We start from the raw sequence: 18,563 nt of genomic DNA on the forward strand, positions 1-18,563 counted from the left end.
GCATCACGAGCATAGCATGTTTTCCCCCAAGATAGCTCTATAGGCATAGTGTTTTGCCGTAAAAGCATTTCTAAACTCTAGCTCTATGTAATTCTCTGTTAGCGTACTCCATTTTGTTTCGTGTGCTCAACATGTTGCCAAATGTAAGAAATTTTATCTAGTTTTTGCAAAGGCCTTTCTAAGGATAATTTGTTTAATTAGAGGCATTTTCGATAAATTTTTTTTTGTGTTTTGACAAGCTTCTTGTGGTTTCACAACTTGCGTCCACATACAAAGTTAAACGTCCTTCCCATAATGATGTTGATTTTTCAACAGTACAGTAGTTGAAATAACCTCTCTATCGCTATTTTTTCGTTTATTGTTCCCTATTTCTCCACCAGGAATGACAATTACGTTTTTATCAGCTTGGAGTTTGCGAGTTTCTTCTGAAGTCATTTCTGTCACTACATAGATTCTTTTTTTGTGGTATTCACTTTCATCTATTTTCTTCACTGTGAGAACAGTGTCTTTATTTACATCAACCAACATATTTCCGGGTTGAGTATGTGTTATGACATGTTTGTTTAAGCCTAATATGATGAAGTAGATGTTGTAACCAGATCCCGATTTACGAGAAAAAATCTCATTTTGTGTGGTGATTAATGAAATTTTAATGCTGCCTGCAGGAACTTTCATACGTGTGCCTACACGCATGTGGTAACGTACCCAATGAGAAGTTTGTGCTCTGTAATAGCCTGCAGCATATTCTAGCATGCTTTCGGGAACTTTCCATTCAGGATTTTTATCGTATATATGCATAGCAGATTCTAACAAATAGTTATCGTATGCTTTAGCTCTCTTAGATCCTTTCGCTCTGTCTCGAAGATTCCATAACACATAATCGAACCATGTGTAGAATTGGGCATTCACTCGAGGATCATAATGTACGACTTGATCATTGGGTGGGAACACTAAACCAGATCTAGAAATTACCGATTCTTTCAAGAAGGTTGTCTCTGTAATATTCTTTGGAAAATCAATTTCTAAATGACGCAACTCAGGACCAACAAACGTCACCATAGTTCCACTAGATGTTATAAGTTTCGTATGTTCTCCTGAGATGAGAGTGTTTTTAAACGCATCCCAATCGCGTTTAAATCCTTTCAACTTAATGACAAATGCTTGATTCTTTGTTGTATTTTCCAGAATGCGCGTTAAATAAAGATCTCCAGTTACTGGATCCAAGTAATACGAGCTTTCCACGATTGTTGGCAAAGGCAGCTTGTATTCTTGCATTTCTTTATCAATGATCTTCAATGTATTTTTGATCGAAGTGTTATTGTTTTTAGGATTTATCGTATAAGTTAATACAACTAGGTTTTCGGCACGATATTTCTCAGGAAGAGCCAAAAGATGATGCGTTTTGTCTTCTTTCAGAGGTAAAATATGCGAGGAGGAACTGAATTCTTTAGCAAGTGTAGCTAAGTTAAATTTCTCTTCTCCTAATGTTAGTTCTAAATAGTTCCAATAAGCTGAATCAATTAATTGGCGGGGATTTGCTGCCAGAATTGGTTTTGCTTCTTTTTCTAATGTGGACTCGTGAATCTCATCCATGCTTGGAACAAAGAAGTTTTTAAATACCAAGCGTATGGCGCCTATACCTACCCCCTCTCTGATATAGAAGAATTTTAAGATGAAGTCTCTGTTTGATATGCTGACTAAACCTTGAGCATACATTAATTGTCTTGAGAGAGCCTCATTTTCTGATGCTATGCGATAGCGATTGAAATCTTGAAGATTCAATGAGGTTGCGAAGACTCGAATTTCATCATAGTACTTCCAATGATGGCGAGAGAGTTGTGTTTGGGGTTTAACTTTAGCTTCAAATGGGTAGGATTCTAGTACACTATGGAACAGGATATTATCACCACTTCTATCACTGCCTTCGAAAGCAAGATATTGAAAATGATGTGGACGTATTGTAATGTCAAATTTCTTTAGATTTCGGAAATTTTTAAACATTATCCATCGTAGATGATGTGGAAGTGCTCCTTTGATATATCCAGACCAGAGCGTTCCCCATATCTTTAGATTCACCTCCCCTCTATTTTCCACACCAAGAATATGTTCTCTGTTTTTTCGTGATTCACTTAACATCAGAACGGCCGTGTTGTTCAGGCTCATTATGCCTTCAAATCTTTCAGGAATTAGGGCACTGTGGTGGTAAAGGGTATGCCATTTTGTCGGATTTTCTTGCAGAGTACGATACCATTGACCCAGTGTAGGACAATCGTGTGGATTAATTTCTACCACTGTTTGCCAAGGGGGTTCTTCTGGATTCCATTGTAGAGTTAGAGGAATCTTGTATCTTGGGGAAGAAACCTCTAAATCTATACTCGAAGTATTTGCAGTGCCATTGGTTATTTTACCTAATACTAAACTTGGAACAATATTGCTCATGTCAAGAAGTTGAGGAGAATCTCCATCATCTGCTAGCTGTATTGTGATGCGCGAAGTATTTGTATTTGGAGAGGAAGAGAGAATATATGAAACACCTACAGCACCTTCGACTTTTGTTTGATAGGTATCTTGAGCCCTGATAACCAATTCCGTATAGCTAGCAGGTTTATAAACAAGAAGTTTTTCATAATCAAAATAAGATACCTCACTTTCTCTCTGAATAATGGATACTTTAGGAGCAAACCACCAGAGATTTTTTTTCATATATTGAATAATATTTTCAGGGAATCCAGGTTCTTCAGGATGTTTTAGTGCCCACGCATGTTGATCACATGTTTTAAATCCTAAAGTAACAGTACTTGTAGTGTTTTCTGGAGTTGCTTTTTCGATAGCTTGTACTGTAATACCATCCGTAAACTTCACTCTGAAACAATCTGTCCAATGATTGTAGGAAGTACTGTTGTCCGCATTCTGAATATATATTCCCGTGCTGTTTCCATTCAGCCCCACTAAGTTTAAGTTGTCTCCGCATGACTTCATTTCAAATGAATTCATATTGAGATAAAGATTATGCTCAGTAGAATTCGTAGCGAGTACAATAGTAAGATTCCCATTTAGCTTTGGAATGTGGTACTGATTTTTTCCCGTTCCAGAATATATAGTTCCTCCTCCAGGACTCAGGTAGAATTTTGTATTATGATTTCCCGCTAAAGTATCCTGACCAGAAGAGGAACCTATGATTGTCGTGAATCCCTTTTGTCTAATTTTTAAAATATTTAGTTTCGTTCCATTAGATCTTATTAGAGGAACTTCTTGTTCTAATTTTGTTAGGTTAAAATTAACAGAAAATGGCTGAGGAATAGCGCGGAATGAAATAGTGTTTTCTGTTCGTGGATCTCCTGTAATGTTATAATAACCTGCTCCTCCGATTTGAACAGTTAAACCTCCCATACCCCCGACAACTGTAATTTTATAGTCCTTATACATTGAAGCGGTCGCAATTCTTTCATCAGAATCTTCATCTAAAAGACGAACAGGAATTACAGTTAGCGGTGTTGTCCCAGCTATGACCGTGCTTAACTTATTCTGAGCCGACAGGGGAGGTTCATAGCGGCGACTCTCAGGCTCTAAAACAGCTTCTCTCCAAACTACCCTGTTAGAGAGATAGACAACCTCGGTTACTGCTTTATATGTAATTCCGTATCCCAGAATGACGGTATTATAGGTCCCTCTAGGAACTGTAGGAACATGAAGCGGCCACCAACTATTTGCATGTCCTTTTGCTAAAGCTCTTTCTGGACTAATCCGGTAGCCATAGCCCAACCTATCTCGAACCTGCCAGTCTGACCAAGTCGGTTTATGCCCCAGCCATTGGTTGAAATTGTATGAACGCTCTCCTGTCAGTGTGGGTGGATTTTTCCCTAGGTCTAGCTTTATATTTCCTAGGACAAGATTTCCAGAAAAATCAAGCAATCCTCTTTCAGGAATGGCTGTAAGAACTTTTTCTCCTCCTTCCTGAAGGAACTGTTTATATTGTTCCCATTTCCAGTGACGTTCTTCTGTTTTAGCTACGTTGCGAGCAATTGATGCTGCTCCCATGCCAATAGCAGCAATAGGCCCTACAGCTAGCATCGCGGCTGGGGCAACGATAGAAGCTCCTGTTAATGCAAGTGTAATGACATCGAAGGCGACTTGAACACGTGCAGACATCAGATCACTATGTGAGGACGCGTGCAGTAGTTCGTCCACACTATTATACAGGCCCCAAACACCAGCAACAGCTTCTAGAATAGGAAGCTCTAAAACCTGAGCTGCTCTAGCAAGTGCTTTTCCTGCAGTTCCTCCAACTCTATGAGAAGCTTTTATAAGTTGCTTGGACAAGACAGATTCCAACCGAAATCCATCAATTCCTTCAGAAGTGATAAATTTTCCAGCTACTCCTTGGATAATCGCTCCTAAAGTCATTTCAGAAAGTTCTTTGACCTCCAATAGAAGATCAAAAGTTGCCAGCGGGTCTCCAGATTTCCCTGCTTGCACCAGGCGTACATACTGTACAATAGAAACTATAGACATCCCCAGTTCTAAGTCCATGACCCCTGTAGAAGCAAGATCATTTAACATGGAGCCAAATTTTTTAAATGTTGAAACTAGGCCATGGCTTTTAATTTTGAGCTTTTTTAATAGAGATTCTCCAAGCTTAAAATCGAAGGAGATTTCATCGCCATCAGTAACCTCTATGTTTTGAACAGATATTTTTTTATCTTTAGAAGGGTTTAACTCTTGGATCTTTTTTGAAATCTCGCCCATGATGTTTTGTAACATGGAGCGAGCCCGAGAAGCCCTTGCTTTTATAGAGAGCAATAAAGGGGCAAAATCATTAGGAGTTTCAACAATAGCTCCTCTGCTGACCTGCTTAGTTCCAGGCTCAACACCCCGAGTTTCTAAAAGATGTGAGATTAATTTGACGCTTTCAGCATCAAGAACATTCTTAGAAAGAAATTCGGATAAAATGTCCCCATTTAATTTCAAACGGTCGAGGTCAGCTTCACGGGTGGTCTCATCAATTCGTTTATTGTTGATAGATCCACCAATGGAGTATAATTTATCCCAAGTTGTTCTTATGTGATTTATTGTTAGCTCACTTTTTAAAATCATTTTTTCCCAAGTAGGATAATGATGCTGCGATATTAACCCCGCTTCGGTAGAAGGAAACCAAGTATGTTGGGCTTGTTGGGTATCAGCAGAAAAGACTTTTATTTGTTGTTGTATCGGTTGATCGTCAGATATTCCGTAACGAGCTTTTATTTTGTCTGATAATTGTACAGAAAGTTCTAAGAAATAGAGAGCTGCTTCCATAGAGGGAAAGTCGACATGTCCAAAGTTGGGGTCTGTGACTCTATAAGTAGAGCCAAGTGGTTGCAAAACCATGGAATGGGATGGCGTAGTAACTAACAAACTTTTAACATTTGGGTGTGTTTCGAAGAATTTAGATAACGTAGGGATATCCCAATTATGTGGGGTTAATATTCCAGAGGCTTTTAGATTTTTATTTCCCTGATATTGTAACCAGTCGACTAAATTTAAGGTTTTAGAGAGAAATCTATCGTCAGACCAAGTTAGTGGTAGACGTTCTATCTCTTTTGTTTGAAATAGAGCTCCCGCAGTCATAAGGTTTTCCACTAATGTGGCATATGTAACAACGTCAGTCGCTGACATATAAAGCATAGATAGACCCATACAACGTCCTTCTAATTCATATAGAAATGTTTGCGGGTGTATCTGAGTTTTCTCACTACCTAATCGTGCTGCTACAACATCCCAGAGGGCGACATGACTTTCATAAAATTCTTTCCAGGAAAATACTGTATATTTTGCTTGCTCTACGACAGATTGTATTGTGGGTATATCGGGCGGTGTAGAAAACAGATCTTTACTTAGTCCTACCCCAAGGTAGTCATAGGAATTGATGGCGGGCGAATCTGCCATTACTGTTGCTAAGGGACGACCGAAATCTGCCTCTCTTTGCAAGATTCCGTTGGCTCCAGGCAAAATTCTTGATAATAAAGATGACGTTGCTTGTGCTAAATTCTTTTGATTAGTAAGAATGCGATGAATTTCGGTTAAGGAAAGATAATCCTTACTTTTCGCTCGTTCTATTAGGTCATTGATACCCGTTTCGTGCGTAAAACAGTAGGCCCCCTCATCTTTAAGTAATTGTTTTGCTTTTTCTGCTGTTAAAGAGCCGTTATGAATTTCTTTATGTAGTACATATAGAGCTTCTAAATAATGAGCCATAGTGTAGCTTGATGGATTAAGAATTCCAGGAATTACACTGGTCATGACATGCTCGGACTCTAAACCATTCTCTGTTCCATATTGCATGCCTAAGGCAGATACGCTCGCATCAACTGCAGGCACAAGTAAATCAGAAGGCAAAGAGGTTTTTAACTTCTCTCTCAAGTCGTCTGGAATATTCTCTAGGGCCTGCTGTGCTTCCGAACTTTTCGGATCCATAGCTAGGTAATCATATATAATCGGAAGAGCTCTTGCTGCTTCATCATAATCTTCTCCCAGAGAGGTTTTTATAATGTCTACGAGTTGGTTGGAAGGCTTAGGGAAAATACTGTCAGAAGAAAAGATGCCTGAAATACCTCTATCAGCTGCCATAAACTTATAGATGTCTTTGAGGTCATTAAAAGAGTAGCCGTCCTTATACATCTGTGCGAATAAGGGCTTGTCATGCAACAATTTATCCAGATCTTCTATTTTGACGCGATTAGTATCTTGAAACTTTTGGAAAACCTTTTGTAATTTATTCTTAGGATCTATGACACGTTTTTTATATGCTTTGTCATAAAGTTCATCATACCATTGCTTTTTATTTTTTTGGTCTTGCTTACCCTTCTCCCCGTCTTTCTCCATTTTTTTTATGCGCTCTAGGACTTTCTTTTTTCGCTTGTCTTCTGAGAGCTTCAGCCAGGATTTCATTGTGTTTTCTAGATCTTTAAAGAAATGACCCGAAGTGATTTCAGCTTCAAGAGTTTTAATCTTAGTTGTAATATCCTTGTTCTCTGATAGCTGGAGTGTTAGTTCTAGGAATTTATCTGATTCTTCTGGTGTAAGGATATCTAAACTGTCTTTAGATTTTAGCTCTGAGTATTGTTCTAGAAGAGCAGCGACTTCAGTAGACATAGCTGGTTGTTCTGTAGAACTCACAAGCTTATGGATAGCTTGTTTTCGAGCAGACACAGACATTATATCCTTTAAGAATAATGATAGATCACTAGTTTCGCTATGCCAGAATATAATTTTTGTCTGAGGGTGACTATTTAGATATAGTTGGATAGATTTTTCTATATTGGATTCAAAATTTTTATAAGTATCCAAGAAAAAATTTACCTGATTGGAAATGGGAAGATGAGTACTACGAATCAGATAGGCTATTTGTAACTGTAGAGAAAATATGGATGCTGTTGCTGCTGCATCGTTTGATATCTTTGTCTTTAAAATATAGGCATCACGATCCCATTCGGATATCTGTACAATATCTACGTTGCTACTCTCAATGAGGAGATTAAATCGATCTAATAAATCATTAGGGAGATGTTTTTTGGAGTCTTCAGACCATAACTTAGTGAACTCGTCTGTAGAGACGCGAGTACGCTCAATCTTTTTGGGAGATTCTGTACGTAGTTTGGAAGTGTCAGAAAAAAGTAGCTCAGCGGCACATTTTTGTTTCGATACGCACCACGTACTTTCATCTGCGGGAGTGACGTCATTGGCTCCTACAGATATTGGATTCGACCAATCGAGTGTAACTATCTTCCCATTCTCATCTCTTATCTCTTTATAGGTGCCTATGTAAGCTGCTGTATTTAATTTTTTACCCTTCATCCTAAGATAATCTTGCCCAAGTGTGCCCAGGTCTTGGAAGTATTGGACCATCTGTTTCGTGATTAAGTCGGGGCCAGAAATTCCCAAAGTACTTAAGGCATGTGGAATAACAGTATCCTGTCTAAAATCATGAAACAAGCTTCCTGCAAGGTAGTTTTCAACTAAATGGCCTCCTACCACAGCCTTGTGGTGAAATTGTTTTAGATCATCTAGGGTATTAAAAAATTCTCCGCTAAGAACTGTTTCCCTTAAGTTCCTCACTTCGTTATACGCTTGCTGTTGGCCTTGAATTACCCTATCAACTACTTCGCTGCCTTGATGAGCTAGCATAAAACCATTTAATCCACGAACATTCCACTCACCGTTTGCGCGTTTATGATATCTTCGTAAAATAGGCATGTGATCTCGAATGACTTCGAGATTGAACTTTTGAAAGAAATGGTGTACGTGTCTTTTCCTAGAGTCTGTATTTGAGCCTGTACTCATGCTTTGGAAAGAAGAAATAAGATTGTTTAGTTTGGTCTTATCCTCTGCTGTAAGTTTGCTGATATCAATGTCCTCTCCAATTTTATCTATAGTAACTTCTTGTCCGCTTGCCATTCGTAATACCGCAGCAGAAACTGCTCGTCTATTAGGCGTTTCATCCAAAAACCTAGAGCCGCCCTTCTCTTGAATTAGCTTCACTATTTCTTGGGAATATGGAGGCATCATGTCCAAATCTGTGTAAATTCCCCCGTATTCTTTAAGCATATACATTCTGATCTGGTCCGATGCTGCAGGATAATTCCACCTCAAGAACATCTCTAAATCGTAATTGAAGCGGTTAGTTCTATCCTGCATGGATTTCAGTTCTTTGATGTCTTTAATATGGACTTTTTCGGATCCTAAACCTTCATTAACTTTAGCAACGATATCTTGGATTTTCTTTTTATTAGTCTCGATAGTTTCTTTATATTGTTTAACCTCGTCTTCAGACAGCTTCAGTTCTTTTTCAAGGTATTCGATTCGGTTCTCATCAGAAATTCTATCGACCCCCTTAAGCAGACACCAATTAAAGAAACTGTCCTGATAGGTAACCATGTTCTTTAAAAACAACACATCAAATTTTTCTTTAATGTCTTTGTTTATCCTTGAGTAGCTTGTATAGAGATCTAATAACTCGCGGTTATAGGCTTTCTTTTCCCGAGGATTTTTAGTTTCGGCGTGTTTCTGCTTTAAATCGTCGTATTTTTTGATAAACTCTTGATCAGCTGCAGGTATTTTATTTCTTAATTCTACAAGAGCTGCGTCAAAAGCTATTTTTTTCATAGTGGACGTAAATTTAGCAGCTCCATAAGCCTTTTCATCAACCCAGAATAAAAAATCGAAATCAGGGTGTACTTCTAAGAATAATTTAATATAGGTGTCTACTCCATCTGGCGGAGACCCTGCAATCCAAATACCGTGAAAATGCTTGTCTACGAGAACACGATGTGATGAATACTCAGCTTTAATGGAAGATAATACCTTGGTACTTTCGTGATCCTGAGTTAGTTGGGCTGTTTTTTGAATAGAAGATAAAGCGTTAGCTTGTTTAGCTAGTAGGTTTTGTCCTTCTCTTGAATTTTTGTCTTCCAAGAGATTATAGAGATTTATGGACTTCTTTAAGCTATTAATCGCTCTCTGACATTTCTGCCTCTGCTCTTCTGTTAGTTTTAATTTTTCAAGAATATTGTTAGAGGTAAGATCGTAACTCGAGCTAACCTTCCCTTCTGCCTTTTCTTCTAAAGATCTCCGCTTTCTAGAAAAAGAACGTAGTTTTTCTGCGCGTAAGTTTCGAGAGGACACCGTTCTTGATTTTGTTGAGGGGCTTACTCCAGGAACCCCCCCCCCCAAACGTGGGCGCTGTTGACTTGAAGAAGTGCGCATGTGTTTATTGGTATGCTGGGCTGGAGTTTTTGTGGGTGTCTTCTTGGGTTCTTCAGGTGTAGGTGGGGGCGGGGTGGTAGACTTGATAATCTTAGCCGGAATCACTTGCACCTGGAAAAGATTAGCGACTAGCTGGGCTAAATTATATAATAAAGAAGTTTTCCAATTTCCGGTATGATTGGCTGGTGATGCAGCGAATTCAGTGGTATTCGACTGTGTCAAATTATAGAGATCTTTCTGAATCATCTCGCCTATTTTAACGACACCTTCCGTTGAGTTATTTTGATTTACGGCTTCATCATAGAGGGCAAGCCTATCATCTAGTGAGGTAGACGCGAGAGAGCTTTGATTAAGATAGGAGGAATTAGCGGTAGATTGGCTTGTATAATTGAATTGCAATGAGGCGGATGTTACGTTTTCTGGCAGAGTCATGATCAACGCACACAAGTTGTTTTTAATAACCCACTACTAACCCCCTGAATGTTAATGAGTTCGGAAAAATGTTGGTGAATTTTAAAGAAAATTTAAAAAAAAATCAACAAGCCTGCGTCATAACCATATAATTTACAGAAAATTAAGGTTTATTAGACTAGGTTGTTCTATAAAAGAAGATGTAATTATAGTCGTTTTTATTCATAAAAAATCTTTCTATAATACTTGTGTTTTTAATAAAAAACTTAAGAGATATTTAATATCTCATGTTTTAATATAAGTTCCTTTTCAGCAGACTTTTGGGAGCAAATAGGCTGTTAAAGTTATTGAATCGTGTGGTGTTATTAAAAAAAATACAATACTGTAGTAGCCGTAGTCATTAATTCGAAGGATTTCTCCATGCCCAATTCGCAATATTTGTATCTTGTGCAACCCTATACTGTATTTAATCCCCGCTTAGGGCGCTGCCCTTTACCGTTAGACTCCTATATGGAGGAAGAAAATCGTTTAGCGTCCTTTATTGAGAAAATTCCTTCGGATGTTTTCGAAACTCAAAAATTTGTTGAAAACAATGAGTCGCCATACATTTTGTCTCTTAGTTCAGTAAAGAACGGAACGCTCTTTCAGATTGTAGAACCAAGACTTTCAGCTTGCGCAGCAACTTGTATTGTCGACTTAGCTATTGATCTTCGTGATAAAAATCCTGAAATTTTAGAAGAGATAAAACAAGCGTTACTCAGAAGTGCTCTCGATGGTGTGCAGTACCTAATCACGCAAGAATCCCCTCCAGAAGGATCTTTTGAGCCAGAGCTCTCTCTCGTTGGTGATGAAATTGAATTGGTGCGTAATGTCTCTTTCTTAGGAAGAGCTGTAGATATTGTGAAGTTAGATCCTTTGAATATCTTAAATAGTATTAGCTCTGAGAATATTTTGGACTATTCTTTCAGTCAATCAACAGCACAACTGAGTTCTGATGGAAGATTCGGTATTCCTCCAGGAACTAAATTATTACCAAAACCATCTCTAGATGTAGAAATCGATACATCAATATTTGAGGAGACTACTTCCTTTACGAAGAACTTTTCTACTTCTGTTACCATTAATGTACCTCCCCCCGCTCTGTCTCAAGTGGACAGTTTATCTTTGGGTAGTCCTGCTCCTCTTCAATCAGGGCAAACGGAAATTCTTGTTACTCGCAAACAGCTTTTTCCTAGTTATGAACCGAAGCTCCTTGATATTGTTAAAAAATACAAAAGAGAAGCCAAGATTCTCATTAATAAAATCACTTTTGCAAATATTTGGAGAAATCAAGCTAAAAGCCAAATTCTTACAGAAGGTAAAGTACGCTTGGATCTTCAAGGATTTGATGGCGCTAAGTATAACTATCAATTACAGGTAGGTAGTCATACTATATCTGCTGTACTAATTAATCGAGAGATTGCGAATATCAAATCTCCTTCTGAGCAGACATATGCCATAAGAAAAATTAAATCAGGTTTCCAGAAAAGTTTAGACGATTGTCATATTTATCTAATTGAATTGAAAAAGGGAGTAAGCTTACTTTCTGGAGCTCCAGAGGTTCCTCTCGTGGGCGGTGATGGTGATGAGGAATCAGATGGTGATTTAGCACAAGGTGCAGCTTTTTCATTGAGCGTGACTTATGAATTCGTACAGAAAAGTACGCACCAAGCGAAAAACACAGTTACTTGCTCTACAGCTGCTCATTCTTTATATATTTTGAAAGAAGATGAGGGAAACAGTCAGAAAAAATTAGACTCAGGTTTCCAGTCTTGGGTAGAAACAAAGTTAAAAGTGAATGATCCTTCTTCTTTTGAAGCCTTCATACAACGCTTTGGAACTCATTACATCACCTCCGCCACATACGGTGGAATGGGCTTTCAAGCTTTAAAACTCTCTTTCCAGCAAGTAGAGGAATTACAAAGTCAGAAAATTTCCCTGGAAACCGCTGCAGCTAACTCTTTAATTAAAGGATCTGTATCCAATCAAGTTGAGTCCGGCTATTCTTCGTATGATTCTAAGTCTTCATCGCACACAGTATTTTTAGGAGGCACCGTCCTTCCTTCTATGAAAGATGAACATTTGGATTTCACAGAGTGGTCAGAAAGTGTGCGTTTAGAGCCAGTGCCTATTCAAGTTTCTCTTTTGCCTATTGCCGATTTACTTACCACAGACTTTTTCCCTAAGGAAAATCAAGATACGTTAGCACAGAAGAAAAAGTCTCTTAAACAAGCTGTTCGTGTCTATCTAAAAAAGCATAAAACTAGTGAAAGAAAGGAAAGAGCAGTATTTACTTCAGGGGCTAACGTAAATACAGCTTGGTTTACCTTAGAAGCTGCTCACTCCCCTCTGGTTGTTAGTAATCCCTACATGGCTGTTTGGTCAACATTGCCCTACCTATTCCCTACATTAAAAGAAAGTTCAGCGGCTTCGCCGATAGTTTTTTACTTCTGCATAGATAACAATGGATCGGTTACGCAAAATATTTTACATAATACCTATTGCTTTTTAGGATCTGTAGCTATTCAAAGAGGGTTTTTGGGTCAAGAGTTTACGGATTATCCATTCTTATCATTTTATGGAATTGCTGGGGAAGCTTATTTTGACAGCGGAGATTATTCTGACCGATGTGGCTGGATAGTTGAGAAGCTTAACACAACAAAAGATCAATTTTTGCGAGATGGAGATGAGGTCCGGTTAAAGCACAGCGCAAGCAAAGAATATTTAGCGACAACACCTCTTAAGGATAATCATCGGACTTTATCTAGAACTTCAGATATGAACGATGCTGTTTTCATTATCCGAATAGCTAATTTCTATTAGATCTGTATCGTTGATTGATCAGAGGTTCCCCTATCATGAGGTTATACAATAGGCCTAAAATCCTTGTTTCGGAGAAGATGTGAATCATTTAGAGACAGAAAATTTCTTAGGGTGCTTTATTACTGGATTAGTACGCGGCTATTTTCTTTTAAGAGAGGTTGTTAGTGCTATACCCTCTGTAAGAATAGGCTATAATAGTCTTCTAGTAATCTCTGGAAGTCTTTCCTCGTGTTCGGGGGGGGGGGGGGTAGGTTATGGTTTCTCCTGCCTCCCCTGTTAGGGTCTATGACTTGAGAGAGGGTTCTAGATCATGTTCAAATGAGATTCAGGTAAGTCGCGAGCAGTTATTTCCAGGCTACTCATCCAAAGTTAGTGATATTGCAAAGGCGCATAAACGCGATGCAAAAATTCTAGTCAATAGGATGACCTACTCCAATATTTGGAGGAATAAGGCCAAAAGCCAAATTCTCACAGAAGGAGAAGTACGCTTGGATTTGCAAGGATGTGATGGTACTAAGTATAACTATCAATTACAGGTGGGTAATTATACAATAGCCACTGTGCTAATCAATCGCAATATTGCTCATATTAGATCACTTGCTGAGCAAGTCTATGCTACAAGAAAAATTAAATCAGGTTTCCAGAAAAGTCTTCACGATAGTCACATTTATCATGTGAGCTTCAAATCTTCTATTTCAGGGAAAAGTTCTACTACTACGGACAAAGATAAGAGCGTCTCTAGCTCCAAGCTTTAATAAGCAACTGTGAGAGCCAAGTGTTTACACGGGGAAGTTTGTCTGTCTGGATAAGGTGAAAATGTCTTGCGAGATTTATAGTTTGTGCTAAGTCTTTGTCCCCTCGTTCGGAAAGGTTAACAATGGCAATGGTATCCTTATCTATAGAAGGAGCAATGTTGATTGTATGAGCCATTGTATGAGTAGATTCTAGGTATATTGAGCGCGTCTGGATTCATACACTTTTTCTGCGTATCGGTCCCACACTTATGTAATCTAATCCCGCAGAAATAGAGTAGGTATCCGTATAATTTCCGTTTTTATCTTGGAGTACATATGAATAAAAACCATGAACTATGCCAGTCTTCCCCGTAGCAAATCTTGCAGCATGTTTTTCGGATTCAAATCCAAGACCCCCTTCTCTACTTCTACAAGTTTTATCTAAATCCGATGAAGACTTTCTATCATCTTCGCGAGTATATTTTTATAGGTAAAGAGTTCTTAACATGTATGCAGAGACGTCAGAGGGGACCTCTCGGATGAACAGAGGAGAATGATTATCAGTGTTTTAATTTTTTTGTGGTTTGGTGTAAAATACTTGAAAATTTGAAAGCTTTTTGTTGTCTAGGGGGAAAATGCCGCATATCATTTTTTCCGACTATTCTAAGCCATCATTTCTCGAGAAAACCGTTTCTTTTCTAGATTCTTGTTTTTACCTGGAAGGAAAGCAAACCTATGTGGTTGCTAGAGACCCCCAGGACCGATTTTTATCTGTGACCGTTCCAGGAAAAACTTTGTCTACCTGTGAGAAAGTCTTAAAAATCATTAGTTGGGTATTAATCCCATTGACAATTATTGCTTTAGCTCTAAGAAACCTTTTGCACGCATATCTATCTTATAAAGGTCGTATTGTTTGCTTGGATAGCCTAGTCTCTGCAGAGGAAAGACAATTACTTATCTCTTGTCCAGATGTGCTGCAAAATATACGTCGTCTTCCCCTTATCTACCGCTTTTTGCCTTTGGAAGATTGTTTTATATCTTTTGATTCAACAGACTCTTCTAAATTGAAGAATATGAGCTTTTGGGTTAATTACCCCAAGCTATCGAGTAAAATAAATCTTTCTGGGATCCAAATTCCTCTATATAAGCGCAAGAAAGTGAAGAAAAGCCCTCAAGGCGATCCTTCCGATTTTCCCATAAATTTCCCCATGCTTTGCCGAGAAATTCTTAAAAATGAGTCGGACAATATTCTCAGTCACGGGGGTATGGAAAAGTTAACCAGACTATTTTTAGCATTCTTAATTTATAAATCTCAAAAAAATGCAGACGGTACAATACAGACTGCTATTCCTCTAGGCCGCCCCGACACTCTGTGGGCAAAACTCTTGTTTTTTGATTATTCAGACGAAGACCCCCTAACACAGGGATTGCTTGGATCTCGGGTATTAAAAGAATTAGAAAGATTAGGAATTCTAGGAAGCGCTGAAAAACACTTTTACTCAGCGAATAAGGTTATTATTTATTGGCCCCCTCGCAAGGTTTAACAAGACACTCTTGAAGATAAGAGGGTGTTTAATAACTATTCTCTCTACTAGCACGAGATTAATAAAATATCTTCTTTGTTTTAATTATTTTTTTGTTTAAAATATTTCGGTTTATTTTTTAAGTTGGTCGGGTTGTGGGGTATTCCGGTAGTATATCGAGAGGTATTTTTCATTTAACAAATTTTGAACCTAGGAGAACTTGTCTACATTCTAAAGCTGTGCAGATATGTGTAAATATTATCGGAATCTCTATTCCCATAATTTTCGTGGTGCTTGGAGTTTTAGGTTTGGCCGGAAGCGCTAGCTTTCCGTTATTGCTTATAGGTAGTGTGGGTCTTGGGATGTCTGGCTTGGGACTGGTCGCATTTGCTGTGCAATTTATCGTATTAAAATGGTATCAGTCTAGATCCTATCATCTTGTAGAAAACGAGCCTGTATAAAATTCAAATTTTTGGATTCTCAGATTCAGAGTCTATACTTTTAGGAGAAGTTCCTGTTTGTGAGCAAACAATAGAATGGGTTCTAAATTTTAATTATACCGAAGACTTTATCTTTTTGTTTCATTTCGAAATCTTGGGAGCATCTATCAGGATTCTAAAATCGCTACTCTATAAAACAACATACCTTACTCTCTGGCAAGGAATACGCGAAGTTTAAGTTGTTTTGGGAGCCGGGGAAAGAAGATGGTCAGAGTTTGTTTAATTTTAGGAATGAGATTTTCAAGTTGCTTTTAACTTAACTGGTGTTATACCTTCTTTGGGTCAATTTTTAATTTGGTTTTATATATGCTTAGTTTGAGCAGAATATGCAGCTGCGTAAATTTAACACAAAACAATACACCAGTACAAGGAGGTTTTTGGTGTAAAATATCAAAAAGTGCTTTTGTTTTAGGCATAGCCCTTTCGATTATTTTTATAGTTCTCGGGGCTTTACTCCTGGCAGGAGGGGCGAGTTTTGGATTGTTAGTCTTTGGTGGAGTAACATTTGGTCTTTTATCTTGTGGATGGGTTGGATCTTTGATCGTTCAATGTAGACGGCAAAAGTTATCAACTAATCTGGTCAGTAATGCGTTAAGGTTTGTAAAAGGCGGGATTCCTTCCTTGAATGCGCAAGGCGAGGCTGCCTTGGCGTATGCAACGCAACTTCTTGAAGATAACAGAGGCAACCTGGAACCTCTTCCCTGGAACTATCTCCGTCCTCCTATCAATGAGGAACTTTCTTGCTTATTCGATTTGATGTACAACAAACGTTCTGAAGTTATGAATATATTGAAAGACGAGGAAGGACGGATTGTATTCTCTAATAGAGAAAATGAGCAGTTTTTTGTACTTATGACGGAATACCTGCAATTGGCTTTCGCTGTAAGTATTTATACTCTAAGGGATCTGGATGCGTATATGAAGAAATATGCAGATACCGCCTCTTACGCACAGGCTTTATCTAGACAGAACTCATATAATTATAAAACATTTTATGCGATGTCTATTGCATATAGCTTGGCAAGATGGTTAGACAGACGTTGTGATAGTGGTGCTCCCGAAGATATGGTAGAGCGTAGTATTTCTAGATTCTATCAAGAAGGCACTCAAGAGTTTGCTTGGAGAGCTTTATTCAATAATTTCTGCGAGCGGGCTCGATGGTATCTGGGTGATGAACAAGAAGCCGAGAATCTAGATGAGCGCATGATAAAGCATTCAAGAGCAGACAATGGTCGCGAGTTTAAATTCGCCGGAACAGTCCCAACTTAAAATCTAGTCTATAAATGCGAGTATAGAAGAAAATAATGAGCATACTGTGTTCAGCTACACGGAAACCAGCTTTTTCTTCTATATATTAGAAAATAAGAAGAACTCCTGTTTGTAGAAGAGATATGGGATTTATAAATCAAAGGTTTTCTTGTGTAATCTTAAGGCGCGTGACTTCCCCATACTTTTCTTTCTAAATCCTCGATAACATGCTTTTGGGGTTTTTGCATAAATACGAAGATCACCCATTGATTCTTATCGAACCAGGAAAAATTCCCAGAAAGTTATCAATTTTGTGTTTTCCTAACTTTTTCTTTTCCCCAATCCATACTTATAGTTAGAAGATTCCCGGGATTTTTGTAGATTTGTAAAAATATAAATATTTTAGGTATAGAATTTTTGATTTGATTTTAATTGGTGTGTTTGCTTAGAATTTTTCGGTCGATTTTTTAATTTGGTGCTGTATGTCTAGTTCGAACGGAATAGACAATTGTTTAAGTTTTACACAAAACACTGAAACAGGGCGAAGGGTTTTACAGTCTAAGTTTTTGAAAATAAGTGCCTCTATTGTTGGGGTCGCACTTCCGACTATTTTTATACTTCTCGGAGCTTTAGGTCTTGTAGGAAGTGCCAGTTGTGGATTGTTAATCTTTGGGAGCATATCGTTTGGACTTGTAATTATTTGTTTAATTAGAGCAGCCCTTTGTAGAAGACAAAAATCCTCATCAGAGGTTCTTGAAATGTCCCTAGAGGGTTTTGAAATGTCTTCAGTTAATCTTGCAGAAGTCGCTTTACCGGAGGTGGCTTTGAGGTCAGCTGCAGAAGGTGCGTGCCCCCCTTTAAACACTCAAGGCATGGCTGCTATGGAATTTGCAGAGCAGTTGCTCCGGGATGAAAGAGGAGACTTGGAACCTATTACTTGGCTACGCTGCATTCCCCCAATTAATGAGGATATTTCTTATTTATTTGTTTTAGTAGAAAAAAAACGACAAGAACTTTTGGGTGCATTGATAAACGACGAGGGGCGCATTGTACTCCCCGAGGAAGAAGATGAGTTGTTTACACTTCTCATGACGGAATATCTTCAAGCATCTTTCGCAATTAGTATCTATACTTTGAGGGATTTAGATGCCTTTAGAGAACGAGAAGGGCAAGCTTTATCAAATTTAGATAGATTAGTTAATAGGCGCTTCTATCATTATAAAACATTTTATGGAGCATCAGTAGCTTATTCTTTTGCAAGATTCCTACATATATTTTGCGATCGCAGCCTTCCCTCAGATGTGGTTAATCGTTGGTCTGCTAGATTTTATCGAGAGGGTACGCCTGAATTTGAGTGGAGAGCTCTCTACAATAATTTCTGCGAGCAGGCTTGCTGGTATATTGGCAATGAACAGGCTGCTGAAGCAAGAGAGGATCGTTTGATTAAGCACTCAAGAGTAGATACCGGTCGCGGATTTCAATATTCGGGTACTATCCCCTAAAGTCTGGTTTCTAGATTCATATAGGACAAAGATATTAGGCGT

At 38.4% G+C, this 18,563-nt stretch carries 8 protein-coding genes and 1 pseudogene; 6 read left to right on the top strand and 3 right to left on the bottom strand.

The window, feature by feature from the left end:
* Positions 1-276 precede the first annotated feature (276 nt).
* Positions 277-10,173 carry a LifA/Efa1-related large cytotoxin gene (locus CF_RS02245; RefSeq protein WP_011457994.1) on the bottom strand — a complete coding sequence of 3,299 codons (9,897 nt, stop codon included), beginning with the start codon at positions 10,171-10,173 and terminating at the stop codon, positions 277-279.
* Positions 10,174-10,572: 399 nt separating this feature from the next.
* On the opposite strand from CF_RS02245, the gene CF_RS02250 reads away from it, so the two are divergent.
* Positions 10,573-13,014, top strand: a complete 2,442-nt coding sequence (locus CF_RS02250) for an MAC/perforin domain-containing protein (RefSeq protein WP_011457995.1) — start codon at positions 10,573-10,575, stop codon at positions 13,012-13,014.
* 254 nt (positions 13,015-13,268) lie between these two features.
* Positions 13,269-13,769, top strand: coding sequence for a hypothetical protein (locus CF_RS02260; RefSeq protein ID WP_011457997.1), 501 nt, complete (start codon positions 13,269-13,271; stop codon positions 13,767-13,769).
* Here the strand turns inward: CF_RS02260 and CF_RS02265 are convergent.
* Positions 13,753-13,944, bottom strand: a complete 192-nt coding sequence (locus CF_RS02265) for a tryptophan synthase subunit beta (protein ID WP_011457998.1) — start codon at positions 13,942-13,944, stop codon at positions 13,753-13,755. The two genes, CF_RS02260 and CF_RS02265, sit on opposite strands and share 17 nt — an antisense overlap.
* Before the next feature lie 60 nt (positions 13,945-14,004).
* A pseudogene (locus CF_RS05340) lies at positions 14,005-14,166 on the bottom strand (tryptophan synthase subunit beta); the annotation flags it as partial.
* Positions 14,167-14,383: 217 nt separating this feature from the next.
* On the opposite strand from CF_RS05340, the gene CF_RS02270 reads away from it, so the two are divergent.
* The 4 genes from CF_RS02270 (at position 14,384) to CF_RS02285 (ending at position 18,521) form a co-directional block, all read left to right on the top strand.
* Positions 14,384-15,292: a DUF648 domain-containing protein gene (locus tag CF_RS02270; protein ID WP_011458000.1), complete on the top strand. Its 909-nt coding sequence runs from the start codon at positions 14,384-14,386 to the stop codon at positions 15,290-15,292.
* A gap of 266 nt (positions 15,293-15,558) precedes the next feature.
* Complete coding sequence (locus CF_RS05265; protein ID WP_158296341.1) at positions 15,559-15,732, top strand: hypothetical protein; 174 nt, start codon at positions 15,559-15,561, stop codon at positions 15,730-15,732.
* Positions 15,733-16,077: 345 nt separating this feature from the next.
* A complete protein-coding gene (locus tag CF_RS02280) occupies positions 16,078-17,040 on the top strand; it encodes a hypothetical protein (protein WP_011458002.1) in 963 nt (320 codons plus the stop codon).
* Between the two features lie 461 nt (positions 17,041-17,501).
* The gene (locus CF_RS02285; protein ID WP_011458003.1) at positions 17,502-18,521 is read left to right on the top strand and encodes a hypothetical protein; all 1,020 of its coding nucleotides are present in this window, start codon (positions 17,502-17,504) and stop codon (positions 18,519-18,521) included.
* Positions 18,522-18,563 lie beyond the last annotated feature (42 nt).

Source organism: Chlamydia felis Fe/C-56, assembly GCF_000009945.1.
Lineage (GTDB): Bacteria > Chlamydiota > Chlamydiia > Chlamydiales > Chlamydiaceae > Chlamydia > Chlamydia felis.